The organism is Streptomyces sp. A1136, assembly GCF_004795055.1.
Lineage (GTDB): Bacteria > Actinomycetota > Actinomycetes > Streptomycetales > Streptomycetaceae > Streptomyces.
In genome coordinates, this window is record NZ_SSBJ01000010.1 from 106,708 (window position 1) to 122,991 (window position 16,284).

General features: G+C 72.2%; 14 protein-coding genes, 1 pseudogene and 1 riboswitch. Of the genes and pseudogenes, 13 read left to right on the forward strand and 2 right to left on the reverse strand.

All coding sequences use genetic code 11. The features are described 5' to 3' along the window. Positions 1-25 precede the first annotated feature (25 nt). The 4 genes and pseudogenes from E6R62_RS12455 to E6R62_RS12470 form a co-directional block, all read left to right on the forward strand. A pseudogene (locus E6R62_RS12455) lies at positions 26-1,429 on the forward strand (YifB family Mg chelatase-like AAA ATPase); the annotation flags it as partial. Further along, positions 1,426-2,790: a DNA-processing protein DprA gene (gene dprA / locus E6R62_RS12460; RefSeq protein ID WP_240801632.1), complete on the forward strand. Its 1,365-nt coding sequence runs from the start codon at positions 1,426-1,428 to the stop codon at positions 2,788-2,790. The pseudogene E6R62_RS12455 and the gene dprA, both read left to right, overlap by 4 nt. A gap of 209 nt (positions 2,791-2,999) precedes the next feature. Then, complete coding sequence (whiG, locus tag E6R62_RS12465; RefSeq protein WP_136213430.1) at positions 3,000-3,839, forward strand: RNA polymerase sigma factor WhiG; 840 nt, start codon at positions 3,000-3,002, stop codon at positions 3,837-3,839. A 116-nt stretch (positions 3,840-3,955) separates the two neighbouring features. Then, complete coding sequence (locus E6R62_RS12470) at positions 3,956-4,495, forward strand: TetR/AcrR family transcriptional regulator (RefSeq protein ID WP_168714036.1); 540 nt, start codon at positions 3,956-3,958, stop codon at positions 4,493-4,495. Between the two features lie 36 nt (positions 4,496-4,531). Here the strand turns inward: E6R62_RS12470 and E6R62_RS12475 are convergent, their stop codons facing one another. Continuing rightward, complete coding sequence (locus E6R62_RS12475) at positions 4,532-5,032, reverse strand: M23 family metallopeptidase (RefSeq protein ID WP_136213431.1); 501 nt, start codon at positions 5,030-5,032, stop codon at positions 4,532-4,534. Between the two features lie 250 nt (positions 5,033-5,282). On the opposite strand from E6R62_RS12475, the gene rpsB reads away from it, so the two are divergent. The 9 genes from rpsB to E6R62_RS12520 all read left to right on the forward strand — a co-directional run bounded on the left by rpsB (position 5,283) and on the right by E6R62_RS12520 (position 15,214). Further along, positions 5,283-6,179 (forward strand): 30S ribosomal protein S2, encoded by an 897-nt coding sequence (rpsB, locus tag E6R62_RS12480; RefSeq protein ID WP_136213432.1) that lies wholly within the window; start codon positions 5,283-5,285, stop codon positions 6,177-6,179. Positions 6,180-6,313: 134 nt separating this feature from the next. Beyond that, positions 6,314-7,150, forward strand: a complete 837-nt coding sequence (gene tsf, locus E6R62_RS12485; RefSeq protein ID WP_136213433.1) for a translation elongation factor Ts — start codon at positions 6,314-6,316, stop codon at positions 7,148-7,150. 161 nt (positions 7,151-7,311) lie between these two features. After that, positions 7,312-8,091 (forward strand): UMP kinase, encoded by a 780-nt coding sequence (gene pyrH / locus E6R62_RS12490; protein WP_136213434.1) that lies wholly within the window; start codon positions 7,312-7,314, stop codon positions 8,089-8,091. Between the two features lie 90 nt (positions 8,092-8,181). Beyond that, positions 8,182-8,739, forward strand: a complete 558-nt coding sequence (frr, locus tag E6R62_RS12495) for a ribosome recycling factor (RefSeq protein WP_136213515.1) — start codon at positions 8,182-8,184, stop codon at positions 8,737-8,739. Beyond that, a complete protein-coding gene (locus E6R62_RS12500; RefSeq protein WP_136213435.1) occupies positions 8,739-9,806 on the forward strand; it encodes a phosphatidate cytidylyltransferase in 1,068 nt (355 codons plus the stop codon). The genes frr and E6R62_RS12500 overlap by 1 nt, the downstream gene beginning before the upstream one ends. A 160-nt stretch (positions 9,807-9,966) precedes the next feature. Continuing rightward, positions 9,967-11,079, forward strand: coding sequence for a 23S rRNA (adenine(2503)-C(2))-methyltransferase RlmN (gene rlmN, locus E6R62_RS12505; protein ID WP_136213436.1), 1,113 nt, complete (start codon positions 9,967-9,969; stop codon positions 11,077-11,079). Positions 11,080-11,190: 111 nt separating this feature from the next. Further along, a riboswitch (TPP riboswitch) is annotated at positions 11,191-11,300 on the forward strand. An 85-nt stretch (positions 11,301-11,385) separates the two neighbouring features. Continuing rightward, positions 11,386-12,486 (forward strand): thiamine ABC transporter substrate binding subunit, encoded by a 1,101-nt coding sequence (locus E6R62_RS12510; RefSeq protein WP_136213437.1) that lies wholly within the window; start codon positions 11,386-11,388, stop codon positions 12,484-12,486. Between the two features lie 95 nt (positions 12,487-12,581). Next, entirely contained in the window at positions 12,582-14,192 is a 1,611-nt protein-coding gene (locus E6R62_RS12515) for an iron ABC transporter permease (RefSeq protein ID WP_136213516.1), read from the forward strand. After that, entirely contained in the window at positions 14,192-15,214 is a 1,023-nt protein-coding gene (locus E6R62_RS12520; protein WP_136213438.1) for an ABC transporter ATP-binding protein, read from the forward strand. Before E6R62_RS12515 ends, E6R62_RS12520 begins: the two co-directional genes overlap by 1 nt. A gap of 87 nt (positions 15,215-15,301) precedes the next feature. Here the strand turns inward: E6R62_RS12520 and E6R62_RS12525 are convergent, their stop codons facing one another. Next, positions 15,302-16,213 carry a hypothetical protein gene (locus E6R62_RS12525; RefSeq protein WP_136213439.1) on the reverse strand — a complete coding sequence of 304 codons (912 nt, stop codon included), beginning with the start codon at positions 16,211-16,213 and terminating at the stop codon, positions 15,302-15,304. Positions 16,214-16,284 lie beyond the last annotated feature (71 nt).

A 16,284-nucleotide genomic window follows, 5' to 3' on the forward strand; every position in this document is an offset into this window, starting at 1 on the left:
CCCCTAGAACTGTCTTTCATGAGCCTTCGATCTCGCCGTGGCCGCGGCGGTCCTGGGGGCGGCCGAGGTGGTCGAACCGGGCGCCATCGCCGACCTGGTCCTCATCGGGGAGCTCGGGCTCGACGGCGGGGTGCGGCCGGTGCGGGGCGTCCTGCCCGCGGTCCTGGCCGCCGCCGAGGCGGGATACCGGCAGGTGGTGGTGCCACAGCAGTGCGCCGCCGAGGCGATGCTCGTCCCGGACGTCAGCGTGCTCGGCGTACGCAGCCTGCGGCAGCTGATCGCCGTACTGACCGACGGGGAGGTGCCCGAGGAGGAGGACCGTCCGGGGGCCGGGCGACCCGACCCGATACTGGCCGGGCTGCTCGTTCCGGGGGCGGGGCTGGGTACCGGCATCGGCCGCGGCGGTGGCGCGTCGGGGGACGGGGCCGACTTCCCGGACCTCGCCGATGTCGCGGGCCAGCACGCGGCCCGCCGGGCCTTGGAGGTGGCCGCCTCAGGGGGGCACCACCTCTTCCTCAGCGGGCCCCCGGGCGCGGGCAAGACGATGCTCGCCGAGCGCCTGCCCTGGCTCCTGCCGCCGCTCACCCGACAGGATTCCCTGGAGGTGACGGCCGTCCACTCGGTCGCGGGAATCCTGCCGCCGGGCGAGCCACTGCTCGCCCGGCCGCCCTACTGCGCCCCGCACCACTCCGCGACCATGCAGTCCCTGGTGGGCGGCGGGGCCGGGGTGCCCAGGCCGGGGGCGGTCTCCCTGGCCCACCGGGGCGTCCTGTTCCTGGACGAGGCCGCCGAGTTCGGCACGAAGGCACTGGACGCGCTGCGCCAGCCGCTCGAAGCGGGGCACGTGGTCATCGCCCGGGCCGCCGGGGTGGTAAGGCTGCCGGCCCGCTTCCTGATGGTGCTGGCCGCGAACCCCTGCCCGTGCGGGCGACACACGCTCCAGGGCGCAGGCTGCGAATGCCCGGCCTCGGTGATCCGGCGCTACCAGGCGAGACTTTCCGGGCCGCTGCTCGACCGGGTCGACCTGCGCGTCGAGGTGGAGCCCGTGACCCGCTCCGACCTGCTGGGACGGGGCGGCCGGGGCGAGGCCACGGCGGTGGTCGCCGACCGGGTCCGCGAGGCCCGGCAGCGGGCCGCGGCCCGGTTGGACGGCACCCCGTGGCGGCTCAACTCGGAGGTGCCGGGCCACGAGCTGCGCACCCGCTGGCAGGCGGCCCCGGGCGCGCTGGCCCAAGCCGAGCGGGACCTGGAGCGGGGGCTGCTCACGGCGCGTGGGTTGGACCGGGTGCTGCGGGTCGCGTGGACCGTGGCGGACCTGCGCGGCACCGAGCGTCCCGAGGCGCTGGACGTGGCCGTCGCGCTGGAGCTGCGCACCGGCGTCCCGCGCGGGGCGGTGTCCGCGATGGGGGCGATCGGGGCGGGGTCATGAGCGCCGCACCGGAACAGGACGCCGCCGAACCGCGCACCGCCCAGCCACAGGTCGGACCGGACGGCTTCGGGCCGCACGGCGTCGGGCCCGACGGCGGCCGGGACGCCGCCGCGTCGGGTGGTGCCGAGCCGGGCGGAGGGGCGGACGCCCCCTGGACGGACGCCGGGACCGGGGTCCGGGGAGGGGAGGAGCCGGGGCCGGAGCTGCTGGCGCGGGTCGCGCTGACCCGGGTGTTGGAGCCCGGGGACGAGCACGGCGGACGCTGGCTGCGCGCGTTCGGCGCCGAGGGCGTGATACGGCTGCTGACCGGCACCGACGCCCGCCCGGCGGAGGAGCGACTGGTGGGGGTGGGGCCGGAGCGGTTGGCCGGATACCGCAGACGGGCCGCCCTCGCCGACCCCCGGCGCGACCTGGCGGAGGCCGCCGGGGCGGGGGTGCGGTTCCTCTGCCCCGGGTCGGCGCAGTGGCCGACCCAGCTCGACGACCTGGGCGACGCCCGGCCGGTCGGGCTCTGGCTGCGGGGCGGGGCGGACCTGCGCACCTGGGCGCTGCGCTCGGTCGCCGTGGTCGGCGCCCGCGCCTGTACCCCGTACGGGGCGCACATGGCGCAGACCCTGGCGGCGGGACTCGCCGAGCGCGGCTGGGTGGTGGTCTCCGGGGCCGCGTACGGCATCGACGGAGCGGCCCACCGGGGGGCGCTGGCCTCCGGCGGGGCCACGGTCGCGGTCCTGGCCTGCGGGGCGGACGTGGCCTACCCGCGCGGGCACGCCGGGCTCCTCGGCCGGATCGCGGGCCAGGGACTGGTGCTGGGTGAACTCCCGCCGGGCAGCCACCCCACCCCCAGCCGCTTCGTGCTGCGCAACCGCGTCATCGCCGCCCTCACCCGGGGCACGGTGGTCGTGGAGGCGGCCGTACGCAGCGGCTCGCTGGTCACCGCCCGCCGGGCCCGGGAGCTGGGGCGCTTCACGATGGGCGTGCCCGGCCCGGCGACCAGCGGTCTCTCGGCCGGGGTCCACGAACTGCTGCGCGACGAGGCGGTGCTCGTCACGGACGCGGCGGAGGTGGTCGAGCTGGTCGGCGGCATGGGCGAGCTGGCTCCCGAACGGCGCGGCCCGGTGCTCCCCAGGGACCTGCTGGACCCGGCCGCCGCCCGCGTGCTCGAAGCCCTCCCCGCGGGCCGTCCGGCGGGACCGGAGGAAGTGGCTCTCTCCGCCGGCGCCGGCACCGATGAAGTCATCGGCAGACTGTACGAACTTCACTCTCTGGGGTTCGTCGAACGGCAGGGCGACGGCTGGCGGTTGACCACACGCGGACCTCGCGGAGGCACTCGAACCGGTGGTACCCGGCGAGGCGGTCATTGACCTGGGGCGTTCCGGTGAAAGAGTGACGCCGATGAGAGACGCGGTCTTCCCGAGGGCGGTTGCCGGGACCGTGCGCCGAGCGCCGGTCCCGGCCCGCCCGTGCCGGTCGGGGCGCTCCTGCGGCCCCGCGCCATCCCGTACTCTTCGCGCACCGCGACACTTCCGTCACGCTACGCTCCCAAGGAATCCGGCTCCGGCAAAGGCGAAGCATGCCCCAGCACACCTCAGGGTCTGACCGCGCTGCGGTGCCCCCCGCTGCCCGCGGCGGCAGTGTGCGGTCCACCGCGCCCTCGTCCCTGGAGGTGCTGTGGCGCTCGTACAAGGACTCGGGTGACGAGCGACTGCGGGAGCAACTGATCCTGCACTACTCGCCGCTGGTGAAGTACGTGGCCGGCCGGGTCAGCGTGGGGCTGCCGCCCAACGTCGAACAGGCCGACTTCGTCTCCTCCGGCGTCTTCGGGCTCATCGACGCCATCGAGAAGTTCGACATCGAGCGGTCCATCAAGTTCGAGACGTACGCCATCACCCGGATTCGCGGCGCGATGATCGACGAGTTGCGGGCGCTGGACTGGATCCCCCGTTCGGTCCGGCAGAAGGCGCGGGCCGTGGAGCGCGCGTACGCCACTTTGGAGGCCCAGCTGCGGCGCACCCCGACCGAACACGAGGTGGCCGGGGAGATGGGGATCGGGGTGGAGGAGCTCCACACCGTCTTCAGTCAGCTGTCGCTGGCGAACGTGGTCGCCCTGGAGGAGCTGCTGCACGTCGGCGGCGAGGGCGGCGACCGGTTGTCGCTGATGGACACCCTGGAGGACCACGCCGCGGACGACCCGGTGGAGGTGGCCGAGGACCGCGAGCTGCGCAGGCTGCTGGCCCGCGCTATCAACACGCTGCCGGAGCGCGAGAAGACGGTCGTCACCCTGTACTACTACGAGGGCCTCACCCTCGCCGAGATCGGCAACGTGCTCGGCGTCACCGAGAGCCGGGTCAGCCAGATCCACACCAAGTCGGTGCTCCAGTTGCGCGCCAAGCTCGCGGACGTCGGCCGGTGACGGCGACACGGGCCGGCGCTGTCGACGGCCCGATCACCCGTGTCCCCAAGGCCGTTGCTCCGTAGAGTGGTCGCGTGCCAAGGATTAGAGCGGCCTCCGTGGCCGAGCACCGGTCGATGCAGCGCGGCGCCCTGTTGGACGCCGCCCGTTCCCTGTTGTCCGAAGGCGGTACGGAGGCCCTGACTTTCCCCGCCCTGGCGCAGCGCACCGGGCTCGCCCGGTCCTCCGTGTACGAGTACTTCCGCTCCCGCGCGGCGGTCGTCGAGGAGCTGTGCGCGGTGGACTTCCCCGTCTGGGCCGCGGAGATCGAGGCGGCGATGGAGGCGGCCCCGACCCCCGAGGCGAAGATCGAGGCCTATGTCCGCAGCCAGCTCGGACTGGTCGGGGACCGGCGCCACCGGGCGGTGGTGGCGATCTCCGCCGGTGAGCTCGACGCCGCCGCGCGCGAGAAGATCCGCGCGGCCCACGGCGGACTGGTCGCGATGATCGTGGAGGCGCTGGCGGCGCTGGGGCAGGCCGAGCCCAAGCTGGCCGCGATGCTCCTCCAGGGGGTGGTGGACGCGGCGGTTCGGCGGATCGAGCTCGGCGCCGCCGAGGACCCGGGCGTGGTGACGGAGGCGGCCGTCGCCATGGCCCTGCGGGGCGTACGGGGCTGAACCGCGCGGACCCGTCCACTGCCCCGCCCGCGCCCCTCAGCCGCCGGGCCGCACCGTGGGCAGCAGTCTCGGGGTGGTGCGCGGGACCAGGGTCAAGGGGTTGAGGTAGGTCTCGCCGGCCAGCAGGCCCCAGTGCAGACAGGGCTCGGCGCAGTGGGCACCCTCCGTGAGTACCGCCACCACCTGGCCCGCCGTGACCTCCTCGCCCCCGGAAACCAGCGGTCGGACCGGCTCGTACGTGGTGCGCAGGCCGCCCGGGAGCGTGAGGGAGAGCACCCCGCGCCCCGCGACCGGCCCCGCGTAGTACACCCGGCCCGGCCCCACGGCGCGCAGCTCCGCCCCCACGGGCGCCGACAGGTCCACGCCCCGGTGCCCCGCCGCGTACGGCGTCGGTGGCGGGTCCCACCACCGGGCCACCACCAGGGGCGGTGGCAGGGGGCGCACCCCGGTGGTCGTGGTGGTCGCGGGGGCCGCGGAGGCTGTGGAGCCGAACGCCTGGGACAGCGCCAGCAGCAGTGTGAGCAGCAGTGTCGTCATGCGGGACAGCCTCCCGCGCGCAGGCGACGCGACGCCGGGGCCTGTGGACAACCCGGACGGTGTGGACAAGCGCGTCACCCGGCATACCGCCGGGTCCCGTACACTTCTTGTGGCGATCCGGGTCACCGGGTCGACTTCGCACGCCCCAGCACCGGCTCGTCAGACCAGGTGAAAGCGTCTCTCGGTCCCCTCTCGGGGGCAGGGCGCGGCGGGGCGTCAGGAACCAAACCGAGAAAACAAGGAGATGGCCATGGCCGTCGTAACGATGCGGGAGCTGCTGGAAAGCGGCGTCCACTTCGGTCACCAGACCCGTCGCTGGAACCCGAAGATGAAGCGCTTCATCTTCACCGAGCGCAACGGCATCTACATCATCGACCTGCTCCAGTCGCTGTCGTACATCGACCGCGCCTACGAGTTCGTGAAGGAGACCGTCGCGCACGGTGGCTCCATCATGTTCGTCGGTACCAAGAAGCAGGCGCAGGAGGCCATCGCCGAGCAGGCGACGCGCGTCGGCATGCCGTACGTCAACCAGCGTTGGCTCGGTGGCATGCTCACCAACTTCTCCACCGTCTACAAGCGCCTCCAGCGTCTGAAGGAGCTTGAGGCGATCGACTTCGAGGACGTCGCCGCCTCGGGTCTCACCAAGAAGGAGCTCCTGGTCCTCTCCCGCGAGAAGATCAAGCTGGAGAAGACCCTCGGTGGTATCCGCGAGATGTCGAAGGTCCCCAGCGCCGTCTGGATCGTCGACACGAAGAAGGAGCACATCGCCGTCGGTGAGGCGCGCAAGCTCCACATCCCGGTCGTCGCGATCCTCGACACCAACTGCGACCCCGACGAGGTCGACTACAAGATCCCGGGCAACGACGACGCGATCCGTTCCGTCACCCTGCTCACCCGCGTGATCGCCGACGCCGTCGCCGAGGGCCTCATCGCCCGCTCCGGTGCCGCGACCGGCGACTCGAAGCCGGGCGAGAAGGCCGCCGCCGAGCCGCTCGCCGAGTGGGAGCGCGACCTGCTCGAGGGCGAGAAGAAGGCCGACGAGCCCGCCGAGGCCGCTCCGGCCGAGGCCGCTGTCGAGGCTCCGGCCGCCGAGGCCGAGACCGAGGCCGTCGTCGAGGCTCCGGCCGCCGACGCCGAGCAGGCCTGACCCACTGAGAGCGCCCGGCGTTCACGCGCCGGGCACTCACAGCACGGACGATGACGGCGGGGGAGCCGCGCCACAAGCGCGACTCCTCCGCCGCTCACCCTGGATCTACGACTTCGAGAGAGAATCCAAGACTCATGGCGAACTACACCGCCGCTGACGTCAAGAAGCTCCGCGAGCTCACCGGCGCCGGCATGCTGGACTGCAAGAACGCGCTCGTCGAGGCCGACGGCGACGTCGAGAAGGCCAACGAGATCCTGCGCGTCAAGGGCCTCAAGGGCGTTGCCAAGCGTGAGGGTCGCTCCGCCGAGAACGGCGCCGTCGCCTCCCTGATCGCCGCCGACAACACCTCCGGCGTGCTGCTCGAGCTCAAGTGCGAGACCGACTTCGTCGCGAAGAGCCCGAAGTTCCTCGCCGTCGCCGACGAGCTGGCCCAGCACGTGGCCGCCACCAACCCGGCGGACATCGAGGCGCTGCTCGCCTCCGAGATCAAGCCCGGCCAGACCGTCCAGGCGTTCGTGGACGAGGCCAACGCCAACCTCGGCGAGAAGATCGTCCTGGACCGCTTCGCGCAGTACCAGGGTGCCTTCGTCTCCGCGTACATGCACCGCACCATGCCCGACCTGCCCCCGCAGATCGGTGTCCTGGTCGAGCTGGACAAGGCCGACGCCGACCTGGCCAAGGGCATCGCCCAGCACATCGCCGCCTTCGCGCCGAAGTACCTCTCCAAGGAGGACGTCCCGGCCGAGGTCGTCGAGAGCGAGCGTCGCGTCGCCGAGGAGACCACCCGCGCGGAGGGCAAGCCCGAGGCCGCCCTGCCGAAGATCGTCGAGGGTCGCGTCAACGGCTTCTTCAAGGAAGCCACGCTGCTCGGCCAGCCGTACGCGCTGGACAACAAGAAGTCCGTCCAGAAGGTCCTGGACGAGGCCGGTGTCACCCTGGTGCGCTTCACCCGCATCAAGGTCGGCATCTGAGTCCGTCCGTACGCGACGGACACCGGACCCCGGTAGGGTCTGAAGCAGTCGTCAGCGCTCGCGCAGGGCGACCGCAGATCTGACGAGGAGGCCATTGCCGTAGAGGGAACCGCGAGGACCCACCGGCAATGGCCTTCTTCGTATGTGCACGAGGAGATCCCATGAATCAGGGCGTGGACCCCCACACCGCTTCCGACGACAAGAGCGACCACGACAAGAAGGGCCGCCGCTTCATGCTGAAGCTGTCGGGCGAGGCCTTCTCCGGCGGCGGCGGGCTGGGCGTCGACCCTGACGTCGTGCACGCCATCGCGCGTGAGATCGCTGCCGTGGTCCGTGACGGCGCGGAGATCGCGATCGTCATCGGCGGCGGCAACTTCTTCCGCGGCGCCGAGCTCCAGCAGCGCGGCATGGACCGTGCCCGTTCCGACTACATGGGCATGCTCGGCACGGTCATGAACTGCCTCGCCCTCCAGGACTTCCTGGAGAAGGAGGGCATCGACAGCCGCGTCCAGACCGCCATCACGATGGGCCAGGTCGCGGAACCGTACATCCCGCTGCGCGCCGTGCGGCACCTGGAGAAGGGCCGCGTCGTCATCTTCGGCGCCGGCATGGGCATGCCCTACTTCTCCACCGACACCACGGCCGCGCAGCGCGCCCTGGAGATCGACGCGGAGGCCCTGCTCATGGGCAAGAACGGCGTCGACGGGGTCTACGACTCCGACCCGAAGACCAATCCGGACGCGGTGAAGTTCGACGCGCTGGAGTACAGCGAGGTGCTGTCCCGAGACCTCAAGGTCGCCGACGCCACCGCCATCACGCTGTGCCGCGACAACCGACTGCCGATCCTGGTCTTCGAGCTCCTCGCCGAGGGCAATATCGCCCGGGCCGTCAAGGGTGAGAAGATCGGCACGCTCGTGAGCGACCAGGGCACCAGGGTCTGATCCCCCGCCGTCGGGCCCGCGCCCACAGCGGACCGGCCCGGCCGGCCCGCCCCGCCTGAACCATCCATATCTGACATGCAGGAGCACGTGGTGATCGAAGAAATCCTCCTCGAGGCCGAGGAGAAGATGGAGAAGGCCGTCGTCGTCGCCAAGGAAGACTTCGCCGCGATTCGCACGGGCCGTGCGCACCCGGCGATGTTCAACAAGATCGTGGCGGACTACTACGGTGCCATTACGCCCATCAACCAGCTCGCCTCCTTCGCGGTGCCCGAGCCGCGCATGGCCGTCGTGACGCCGTTCGACGCGTCCGCGCTGCGCAACATCGAGCAGGCCATCCGCGACTCCGACCTCGGCGTCAACCCGAGCAACGACGGCCGCATCATCCGGGTGACCTTCCCGGAGCTGACGCAGGAGCGTCGCAAGGAGTACGTCAAGGTCGCGCGCACCAAGGCCGAGGACTCCAAGGTCTCGATCCGCGCCATCCGCCGCAAGGCGAAGGACGCCCTCGACAAGCTCGTCAAGGACAAGGAGTCCGGCGAGGACGAGGTCCGCCGCGCGGAGAAGGAGCTCGACGACACCACCGCGAAGTACGTCACGCAGGTGGACGAGCTGCTCAAGCACAAGGAAGCCGAGCTCCTCGAAGTCTGATGAACGACTCTTCCTGGCAGCCGGAGCCCGTTCCGGCGGGTCCCGCATACGATGCGCAGGTGGGCCCTCACACTCGGCCCATGCCCATCGTGCCCGATGCCGCCGGCCGTGACTTCGACGACCGGGAAGCACGCGATCGGGGGGTCGCCGCCGACAGCGGCCCCCTCATCCGCGCCGAGACGCCGCCGCAGGAGCCCATGCCCAGCCCCCCGCCCCCGCATGCACCCCAGGACGCGTCCCCGCCGCCGAAGAAGCGCGCGGGGCGGGACCTGCGGGCCGCCATAGGGGTCGGCGTCGGCCTCGGAGCGGTGATCTTCGCGTCGCTCTTCATCGTCAAGGCCGTGTTCGTCGGCGTCATCGTCGTCGCGGTCGTCGTCGGCCTGTGGGAGCTCACCTCCCGGCTCCAGGAGAAGAAGGGCATCAAGGCGCCGCTCGTCCCGCTCGCGGTCGGCGGCGCCGCCATGGTCATCGCCGGTTACGTCCGGGGGGCGGAGGGCGCCTGGGTGGCGATGGCGCTGACCGCCCTGGCGGTGCTGGTCTGGCGGATGACCGAGCCGCCCGAGGACTACCTCAAGGACGTCACGGCGGGCGTGTTCGCCGCCTTCTACGTGCCGTTCCTCGCGACCTTCGTGGCCATGTTGCTCACCGCCGACGACGGGCCCCAGCGGGTCGTCACCTTCCTGCTGCTGACCGTGGTCAGCGACACGGGGGCGTACGCGGTGGGCTGGCGCTTCGGCAAGACCAAGCTCGCCCCCCGCATCAGCCCGGGCAAGACCCGCGAGGGTCTGGTCGGCGCGGTGGCCTTCGCGATGGCGGCCGGCGCGCTGTGCATGGAGTTCCTCATCGACGACGGCGTCTGGTGGCAGGGCCTGGTGCTGGGCCTGGCCGTCGCGGTCAGCGCCACCCTGGGCGACCTCGGTGAGTCGATGATCAAGCGGGACCTGGGCATCAAGGACATGGGCACCCTGCTTCCCGGTCACGGCGGCATCATGGACCGGCTCGACTCGCTGCTGCCCACCGCCCCGGTGGTGTGGCTGCTGCTCGCCGCGTTCGTGGGCACCGGCTGACAGCGGCCCCTCGGGCCCCAGGCCCGTGCTCGCCGTACCGCTGGGGCCCCGCCGGTAAGGGGCGACGCGGGCACGAAGGACCCGGACGGGTCCGGGCGGTTACTCTTGAAAGGCGCGCTGCTTCTGCGGCGCGCCTTTCGTCTTACAAGGAGTACCCGCCATGGCCCGCCCCGTTCCGGGAGAGCTCACTTTCGTCGCCCCTCGCGGGGCGAAGAAGCCGCCCCGGCACCTCGCCGACATGACCCCGGCCGAACGCCGCGAGGCGGTCGCCGCGATCGGCGAGAAGCCGTTCCGGGCCAAGCAGCTCTCGCAGCACTACTTCGCGCGCTACGCGCACGACCCCGCCGAGTGGACCGACATCCCGGCGGGCTCCCGGGAAAAGCTCCAGCAGGAGCTGCTGCCCGACCTGATGAGCGTCGTACGGCACATCTCGTGCGACGACGACACCACCCGCAAGACCCTGTGGAAGCTGCACGACGGCACCCTCGTCGAGTCCGTGCTGATGCGCTACCCCGACCGGGTCACCATGTGCATCTCCTCCCAGGCCGGCTGCGGCATGAACTGCCCGTTCTGCGCCACCGGCCAGGCCGGGCTGGACCGGAACCTGTCGACCGCCGAGATCGTGCACCAGATCGTCGACGGCATGCGGGCCCTGCGCGACGGCGAGGTCCCCGGAGGTCCGGCCCGACTGTCGAACATCGTGTTCATGGGCATGGGCGAGCCGCTCGCCAACTACAACCGCGTCGTCGGCGCCATCCGGCGGCTGACCGACCCCGAGCCCGACGGCCTGGGCCTGTCGCAGCGCGGGATCACCGTCTCCACCGTCGGCCTGGTACCGGCCATGCTGCGCTTCGCCGACGAGGGCTTCAAGTGCCGCCTCGCCGTCTCGCTGCACGCGCCCGACGACGAGCTGCGCGACACCCTGGTGCCGGTGAACACCCGCTGGAAGGTGCGCGAGGTGCTGGACGCGGCGTGGGAGTACGCCGAGAAGTCCGGCCGACGCGTCTCGATCGAGTACGCCCTGATCCGTGACATCAACGACCAGGCCTGGCGTGGTGACCTCCTGGGCAGGCTGCTCAAGGGCAAGCGCGTCCACGTCAACCTCATCCCGCTGAACCCGACGCCCGGCTCGAAGTGGACCGCCTCGCGGCCCGAGGACGAGAAGGCGTTCGTCGAGGCGATCGCCCGTCACGGCGTGCCGGTGACCGTACGCGACACCCGCGGCCAGGAGATCGACGGCGCCTGCGGCCAGCTGGCCGCGTCCGAGCGCTAGAACGGCCCGTTTTCCCGCGCGTGCCCGGCGTCGCGTGGGCCCGCACGGGGCCCGGTGGACTCTCCTGGGGGTCGGATCGGCCACGGGGTACCCTGTGGCCGAACCAATTGCATATTCCGACAGGGGAGCGCCACAGCGCTGAGAGTGCGGTATCCGTCATCCGCAGACCCTCTGAACCTCGCCCCGGTCATTCGGGGTAGGAAGTTCGGTCATTCACTCAAGCTGTTGCGCCCTGCCCGGCGACCGCTCCATGGAGCGCCGGGCAGGGCCGCGTCTTCTCCTGGACATCCCAGGAGGAATTCACCAGTGAGCACCACCAAGAAGTTCGCGGGCGCACTGCTCGTGACCGCGCTGGGCGTCACTACGCTCAGCGCCTGCGGCGGCGACGCCAAGGACAAGCCGGCGGCCGGCGCGGGCGACGCGTCGAAGTCGAAGACCGTCACCCTCGTCTCCCACGACTCCTTCGCCGTGAGCGAGCCGGTCCTCAAGGAGTTCGAGCAGCAGAGCGGCTACACCGTCAAGGTGCTGAAGTCCGGGGACGCCGGCGCCGCCCTCAATCAGGAGATCCTGACCAAGGGCTCGCCGCGCGGTGACGTCTTCTTCGGCGTGGACAACACGCTCCTCTCCCGCGCCCTCGACAACGGCATCTTCACGCCCTACGAGGCCAAGGGCCTCGGCGACGTCAAGCCCGAGTACGTGCTGGACAAGCAGCACCGGGTCACCCCCGTGGACTCCGGCGACATCTGCGTCAACTACGACAAGCAGTACTTCGCGGACAAGAAGCTCGCCCCGCCGCAGACGCTGGACGACCTGGTCAAGCCCGAGTACAAGAACCTGCTGGTCACCGAGAACGCCGCGACCTCCTCGCCCGGTCTCGGCTTCCTCCTCGCCTCCGTCGGCAAGTACGGCGACGAGGGCTGGAAGGACTACTGGGGCAAGTTGAAGGCCAACGGCGTCGAGGTCGTCGACGGCTGGGAGCAGGCCTACAACGAGCGGTTCTCCGGCTCCGCCGGCGGCAAGAAGGCCAAGGGCGACCGGCCGCTGGTCGTCTCCTACGCCTCCAGCCCGCCGGTCGAGGTCCTCTACGCAGACCCCCAGCCGGCCGAGGCGCCGACGGGCGTCTCCACCGGCACCTGCTTCCGCCAGGTGGAGTTCGCCGGCCTGCTCAAGGGCGCGAAGAACGAGGCCGGCGGCAAGGCGCTCCTCGACTTCCTGGTGGGCAAGAGGTTCCAGGAGGACATGCCGCTCCAGATGTTCGTGAACCCGGTGGTGAAGGACGCCAAGCTGCCGGAGCTGTTCACGAAGCACGGCGTGGTGATCGACAAGCCGGAGAACGTCGCGCCGGACGTCATCGCCAAGAACCGTGAGCAGTGGGTCAAGGCATGGTCCTCGCTCGTCGTGAAGTAGCACGTCGGAGCGCTGCCGACGCTCCCGTCCCCGCCCCCGCCCCGGTGGCCGCGGGACGGGAGCGGGGGCGGACCACGGCCGTCCGGCTCGCCCTGATGGCCGTCCCGCTCGTCTTCTTCGGGTTGTTCTTCGCCTACCCCGTCGCCGCGATCGTCGGGCGCGGGCTCAAGACCGAGGCGGGCTGGCAGTTCGGGCGGTTCGGCGAGGTGCTCGCCCGGCCCGACATCGCCGAGGTGCTGTGGTTCACGACCTGGCAGGCACTCGCCTCGACGGGGCTCACCCTGCTGATCGCGCTTCCCGGCGCCTACGTCTTCGCCCGCTTCGAGTTCCCGGGCAAGGGGCTGCTGCGCGCGGTGGTCACGGTTCCGTTCGTGCTGCCGACCGTGGTGGTCGGTACGGCCTTCCTCGCGCTGGTCGGCCGGGGCGGGCTGCTGGACCAACTGTGGGGTGTCCGGCTCGACACCACCGTCTGGGCGATCCTGCTCGCGCACGTCTTCTTCAACTACGCCGTCGTCGTGCGGGCGGTCGGCGGGCTCTGGGCGCAGCTCGACCCGCGGCAGGAGGAGGCCGCCCGGGTGTTGGGCGCCGGACGGTGGGCTGCATGGCGGCGGGTGACGCTGCCCGCGCTGGCGCCGGCGGTGGCGGCGGCCGCGCTGATGGTCTTCCTGTTCACCTTCTCCTCCTTCGGCGTCGTGCAGATCCTGGGCGGCCCTTCCTACTCCACCCTGGAGGTGGAGGTCTACCGGCAGACCGCGCAACTGCTGGACCTGCCGACGGCCGCCGTGCTGACCATGGTCCAGTTCGTCGCGATGGGGCTCGTCCTGGCCGTGCACGCCCGGACCGTACGCCGACGGGAGACGGCCCTGAGGCTGGTGGACCCCGCGGGGACCGCGCACCGGCCGCACCGACCCGGGCAGCGCGCGCTGCTGGCGGGGGTGCTGCTGACGGTGGCGCTGCTGATCGTGCTGCCGCTCGGTGTGTTGGTGGAGCGTTCGCTCGACGCCCCCGGCGGATACGGGCTCGGCTTCTACCGGGCGCTGGAGGAGGTCGGATCAGGGACGTTCCTGGTCCCGCCGCTGGAGTCGATCGGGAACTCCCTGGAGTACGCGCTGGCCGCGACGGCCATCGCGCTGCTCGTCGGAGGGCTCGCGGCGGCCGCGCTCACCCGGCGCGGTGGCCGGTTCGTGCGCGGGTTCGACGCGCTGCTGATGCTGCCGCTCGGGGTGTCGGCGGTGACCGTGGGCTTCGGATTCCTGATCACCCTGGACGAGCCGCCGCTGGACCTGCGGACCTCGTGGATCCTGGTGCCGCTCGCGCAGGCGCTGGTGGGTGTCCCGTTCGTCGTACGGACCATGCTGCCCGTGCTGCGGGCGGTGGACGGGCGGCTGCGGGAGGCGGCCGCGGTGCTCGGCGCGTCGCCGTGGCGGGCGTGGCGGGAGGTGGACCTGCCGCTGGTGCGGCGGGCGCTGCTGATCGCGGCCGGTTTCGCCTTCGCCGTCTCGTTGGGCGAGTTCGGGGCGACCGTCTTCATCGCGCGGCCGGACCGCCCGACGCTGCCGGTGGCCGTGGCGCGGCTGCTGGGGCGGGCGGGCGAGATGAACTACGGGCAGGCGATGGCCCTGAGCACGATCTTGATGCTGGTGTGCGCGGTGTCCCTGCTCGTGCTGGAGCGACTGCGGCCCGACAAGACTTCGGGAGAGTTCTGATGACGTTGCTCCGGTTGGAGGGGGTGTCGGTCCGCTTCGGCGGGCGGGCCGCCGTGGACGCCGTGGATCTGGAGGTCGCCGAGCATGAGACCGTGTGCGTGCTGGGGCCGAGCGGCAGCGGGAAGTCCACGCTGCTGCGGGTGGTGGCCGGGCTGCAGCCGGTGTCCGGGGGGCGCGTGCTGTTGGGCGGCGCGGACCAGGCCGGGGTACCGGTGCACCGGCGCGGGGTGGGCCTGATGTTCCAGGACCACCAACTCTTCCCGCACCGGGACGTGGGCGGGAACGTCGCCTTCGGGCTGCGGATGCGGGGCGCCGCGCGGGCTTCCTACGGGCCCCGGGTCGCGGAGTTGCTGGAGCTGGTCGGATTGCCCGGGGCGCAGGGCCGGGCGGTGGCCTCGTTGTCCGGGGGCGAGCAGCAGCGGGTGGCGCTGGCCCGGGCGTTGGCGCCGTCCCCGCGACTGCTGATGCTCGACGAGCCGCTCGGCCAACTGGACCGTGGGCTGCGGGAGCGGCTGGTGGTCGAACTGCGGGCGCTGTTCGCCCGGCTGGGGACGACCGTGCTCGCCGTGACCCACGACCAGGGCGAGGCCTTCGCGTTGGCCGACCGGGTGGTGGTGATGCGGGACGGGCGGATCGCGCAGGCCGGGACGCCGCTGGAGGTGTGGCGGCGGCCCGCGTCGGAGTTCGTCGCGCGGTTCCTGGGCTTCGAGAACGTGACCCCCGCGGTGGTGTCCGGTGAAGTCGCGGCCACCGCGTGGGGCGAGGTCCCGGTCCCGGCCGGGGCGCCCGAGGGACCGCGGCGACTGCTGATCCGCCCCGCCGGGGTGACCCTGGGCGCGGACGGGCTGCGCTGCGAGGTGGTGTCCCGCACCTTCCGGGGGACGCACGTCGCGTTGTTGCTGCGGCCCGAGGCGGGGCCGGTGCTGGAGTCCGAGTGCGGGCTGGAAGGGGCCCCGAGGGTGGGGGACCGGGTGGCGGTGTCCTTCACGCCGTCGGAGGTCGTGCTGCTGCCGCCGGAGTAGGCCGGTACCGGTCGGCGGGTCGGCGGGTCGGCGGGTCAGCGGTCGGCGGGTCAGCGGGTCGCCGGGACCGGGTGGGGGGTCGGGGGGTCAGCGGGTCGCCGGGACCGGGTCGGGGGTCGGGGCCGCCTCGGGTTCGGGGGCGTCGTGGTTGCCGTACCAGGCCACCGCGACCGCCCCCGTCACCGCCAGGACGAAGCCCAGGACCGCCAGCCAGGCGAGGCCGGGACGGGACGCGTCGCCCAGCCAGAGCACGCCGATCGCCCCGGGCAACACCGTCTCGCCGACCACCAGCGCGGCCGTGGCCCCGTTCACCGACCCGATCTGCAGCGCGACCGTGTGCAGGTACATGCCGCCGACGCCCGCGAGGACGATCGCGTACAGGGCCGGGTCGCAGAGGAGCCCGCCGAGCGAGAACGGCTCGATCCCGTTCAGGACGCGTACGCCGACGCCCAGCGCGCCGAAGGCCAGGCCCGACAGCAGGCCCGCGAGGGTCGCGGCGCGCGCGCCGAGGAAACGTACGGCCACCGTGCCGCCCACGATGATCAGCAGCGTGACGGCCAGCAGCCACCAGTGCGTGGACATCGCCGCGTGGTGGCCGCCCTCGTGGCCGGCGGCCGTCGCCAGCAGCACCAGCGCCGCGCAGACCACCCCGATGGACGTCCATTCCCTGCGCGAGAGCCGGATGCCCAGCAGCTTCACGCTCAGCACGGCGGTGATCACCAGATTGGCACTGATCACCGTCTGGGACAGGAAGAGCGGCAGCAGCCGCGCCGCCAGCGCGCCGAGACCGAAGCCCACGAAGTCCAGGATCGTGCCGACGATGAACTCCCAGGTCATCACGGCTTTCGCGGTCGAGGACAGGTTCGGGCCGCCGTGCGCGGTCACCCCGGCGGCGGCCGGGGACAGCCGGGCCGCCCGGCGCGAGCCGACGGCTTGCAGGACGGAACCCGTGCCGTAGCAGAGGGACGCCGCGATGGCGGTCAGCAATCCTATGAGCACCGGGGGGCTCCGTTCACGTCTGGCAGATTTTGCGGTGTGATTACCTAAGGCAGACGTGCGGAACGCCCGGG